This window comes from Oleiphilus sp. HI0128 (assembly GCF_001635365.1).
Genome location: NZ_LWGG01000872.1, coordinates 1 through 3734, shown reverse-complemented (window position 1 = coordinate 3734; position 3734 = coordinate 1). Strand labels below are relative to the sequence as shown.

The 3734-nt window shown below is 45.7% G+C and carries 4 protein-coding genes; 3 read left to right on the top strand and 1 reads right to left on the bottom strand.

Annotated features, from left to right (window positions below; genetic code table 11):
• The 3 genes from A3763_RS13830 to A3763_RS13820 all read left to right on the top strand — a co-directional run.
• Positions 1 to 714, top strand: a 714-nt coding sequence (locus A3763_RS13830; RefSeq protein ID WP_156495094.1) for an RluA family pseudouridine synthase, incomplete at its 5' end; no start/stop codon positions are given.
• Between the two features lie 4 nt (positions 715 to 718).
• Positions 719 to 1366, top strand: coding sequence for an HAD-IA family hydrolase (locus A3763_RS13825; RefSeq protein ID WP_068507955.1), 648 nt, complete (start codon positions 719 to 721; stop codon positions 1364 to 1366).
• Positions 1367 to 1379: 13 nt separating this feature from the next.
• The gene (locus A3763_RS13820) at positions 1380 to 2327 is read left to right on the top strand and encodes a S49 family peptidase (RefSeq protein WP_231872200.1); all 948 of its coding nucleotides are present in this window, start codon (positions 1380 to 1382) and stop codon (positions 2325 to 2327) included.
• A 268-nt stretch (positions 2328 to 2595) separates the two neighbouring features.
• Here A3763_RS13820 and A3763_RS13815 read toward each other — a convergent pair.
• Positions 2596 to 3734 (bottom strand): elongation factor G (locus tag A3763_RS13815; protein WP_197482908.1); only part of this gene is annotated, 1139 nt, incomplete at its 5' end.

The following is a 3734-nucleotide window of genomic DNA, read 5'->3' as shown; positions in this document are numbered from 1 at the left end:
AAAGGCGCTATTAGGGTGAGTGACAATCTTCTTGAGTTTATTGCCTCAGCTATTATTTATGAAGATAAGCAGCTGCTAGTAATCAACAAGCCTTCCGGTTTAGCTGTGCATGGCGGAAGTGGCGTTAATTACGGCTTAATTGAGGCGCTACGCAAGCGTTACCCGGAAACCCAGTTTCTTGAGTTGGTGCACCGCTTGGATAGGGATACATCGGGTTGTATCTTGGTTGCTAAGTCGCGGCCTGCCTTGCGAGACTTGCATGCGCAGTTTCGTAATGATGAGGTTAACAAGATTTACCATATGGCCGTTTTCGGTAAGTGGCCAAAGCATAAAAAGCGCGTTGACGCGCCCCTTAAGAAGAATGAATTAAAATCTGGTGAACGCATTGTTGTTGTACACCAGGACGGGAAGCCAAGTCAGACCTTGTTCAAGATCTTATCTAGTGCTGAGAATTTTACCTTAGTCGAAGCTAAGCCGGTGACCGGGCGAACTCATCAGATTCGTGTTCATGCCGCATTTTCCGGGCATGCAATTGTGGGGGATGATAAGTATATCCCGCGCGATTTGGTGCAGTTTAGAGGAATGGAAAAAGCTCGATTGATGCTGCATGCAAAAGAGATTCACTTTACCTTGCCTGGCGGTAGGGCGATGAGTTTTGAGGCGCCCTACGACGAAGTATATGAAGCTAATTTGAAAAAGATGGGCTTGGTGTAGTGTTATGAAGTACCCTGTATATATATTTGATTGGGACGGGACTTTAGTCGACTCTGAGCAGCATATTGTTGCGAGTCTTGAGTATGCCGCTAATAAGCTCTCCTTGCCCGATCTCGGGCATGATGCCTATAAGAATATTATTGGTTTAGGGATGGTGGAGGCTTTGCAAAGCTTGTATCCAAGCCTGTCGGATAAGGATGTTGAAAATATGCGGCAATCTTATGCGGAGTTCTTTTTTCGCCGTGAGATGACGCAGGAAAATCTGTTTGACGGCGTTATTGAGACGCTTGAGGCGCTTAAGGCGGGTGGTCTTAGTTTGGCAGTTGCTACAGGTAAGAGTCGAAATGGCTTGAATCTCGCGTTAAAGGCGACCGGGCTTGGGCACTATTTTGATATTGAGCGCTGTGCGGACGAAACACGCTCAAAACCTCACCCAATGATGCTGGAAGAGATTTGTTCATACTATGGTGTGCCTGCGAAAGAGTGCGTGATGGTTGGCGACACGGAGTATGACTTGAAGATGGCTTCAAATTTCGGGATGGATGCAATCGGTGTGAGTTATGGGGTTCATGAAGTGAGTCGCTTGTCCGTACATGAGCCAAAAGCAATAATTGATCATTTTTCAGAGCTGATAAAGCTGAATGTAAGTTAGAGGGTAGTAAATTTTGGATTCAGAGAATAATACTAAAGAGTGGAAGTTGATTGAAAAGACTGTTTCTCAGTTAGGTGTTGAGCAGCGTAAGGCTCGTCGCTGGGGTGTGTTTTTTAAGCTGCTAACATTTGCTTATCTTTTTGTCTTATTGTTTATGATGAGCGAGGGTTTATCGCCGGATAAGATAAGTGATACTGAACAATATACCGCATTGGTTAATCTGGAAGGTGTGATTGCTTCAGGCGAAGAGGCGAATGCAGACTTTTTGGTGACGGGTTTGAGAGCAGCTTTTGAAGCTGAGGGAACTCAAGCTGTTGTCTTGCGCATTAATAGTCCTGGTGGCAGCCCGGTTCAATCAGGGTATGTTTATGATGAAATTAAACGACTTCGTGGCTTATACCCTGAAACGCCACTCTATGCAGTGATCAGCGATATTGGTGCTTCAGGTGCATATTACATTGCTGCGGCTGCGGATAAGATTTACGCTGATAAGGCAAGTTTGGTTGGTTCTATCGGTGTAGTGGCTTCAGGTTTTGGTTTTGTTGATACGATGAAGAAGCTTGGCGTCGAAAGACGTTTATATACAGCGGGAGCTCATAAGGGCTTTCTAGATCCTTTTAGCGATGAAAAGGGTGATGAGGTTGAGTTTTGGGAGTCGGTGCTGAATACCACGCATCAGCAGTTTATTGCTAAAGTGAAAGAAGGGCGTGGAGAGCGGTTGAAGGTTGATGAAGAGATCTTTAGTGGTCTGATCTGGAGTGGTGAGCAGGCCTTGGAAAAAGGTTTGGTTGATGGTTTGGGTAGTGCAGGTTATGTTGCAAGAGAAGTGGTTGGAGCTGAGGAAATTATTGATTTTACGCCGCAGCCAGACCCCTTTGAGCGCTTCACGAAAACGCTGGGTATTGCGGCAGGGAGTGCTGTAGGTAAACTTTTAACGACTAGCCCACTGACTATTCAGTAGTATGGTTTAGAATGACTAAAGGCGAGCATTAGCTCGCCTTTTTTTGTGCCTGGGAAATTCTAGCTATTCCAGAATAGTGTATTTCTTTCAGGTCGGGAAAGCTAAGTCGCTGGTCTATAACAGTATTGCTGCGTATAAATGAAGCTGAGTAGAGTTATGTACGTGGTTATCCCGGTGCCATTTTGATTTGGTCGTTGTAGGTTTGTAGCTAAATTGCAGGCATAAAAAAAGCGATCCGAAGATCGCTTTTTTGAAGGCTAGCTAAAGATTACTTAGCTGCTTTCTTTGCACGCTCTTCTTCCATTACTTTTTCAGCAACAGAGTTAGGGCATTGTGCGTAGTGATCAAATTCCATAGAGAACTGACCACGACCAGAGGTCATTGTACGTAGTGAGCCGATGTAACCAAACATTTCTGAAAGTGGTACATTTGCTTTGATGCGCACGCCAGAAGCGCCTGCATCCTGACCTTCGATCATGCCACGACGACGGTTCAAATCACCAATTACGTCACCAACGTGATCTTCAGGCGTAAATACGTCAACCTTCATGATTGGCTCAAGAAGCTTAGGTTGTGCCTTTGGAATTGACTGACGGAAAGCGCCTTTTGCAGCAATTTCAAATGCAACAGCAGAGGAGTCAACCGCGTGGAAACCACCGTCGAACAGCTCAACCTCAACATCTAGTACTGGGAAGCCAGCAAGAACACCGGTCTCCATCATGCTTTGGAAGCCTTTCTCGATAGCTGGGAAGAATTCCTTAGGTACGTTACCACCTACAACTGTAGATGAGAATGTGAAACCAGAATTCTGCTCACCTGGCTTGATACGGTAATCGATCTTACCGAACTGACCAGAACCACCAGACTGCTTCTTGTGCGTATATGAATCTTCAACTTCAGCCGTGATTGTTTCACGGTATGCAACCTGAGGTTCACCAACTTCTAGCTCAACGCCATAAGTACGGTTCAGGATGTCTACTTTGATGTCTAGGTGAAGCTCACCCATTCCGCGTAGAATTGTTTCACCTGAGTCTTCGTCAGTGTGAACCTGGAATGTTGGATCTTCTGCAACCATCTTACCGATCGCGATACCCATTTTCTCAGAACCGCCTTTGTCTTTAGGCTTAACAGCAATCGAGATTACTGGCTCAGGGAAGACCATCGCTTCAAGTGTACATTCGTGCTTGGGATCACAAAGTGTGTGACCTGTTTGAACGTTTTTCATGCCGACGATTGCAAGGATGTCACCAGCTTGAGCTGAATCTAGCTCGTTACGATCTTCAGCTTCCATCTCACACATACGGCCGATACGCTCAGTCTTACCTGTGAAGGAGTTAAGTACTGTGTCGCCTTTGTTCAGCTTACCTGAATAAACTCGGATAAAGGTAAGTGCGCCGAAACGGTCAT

Bases quoted from the DNA above. Each gene is read 5' to 3' on its own strand.
- A3763_RS13825 (WP_068507955.1), top strand. From the start codon at position 719: ATGAAGTACCCTGTATATATATTTGATTGGGACGGGACTTTAGTCGAC.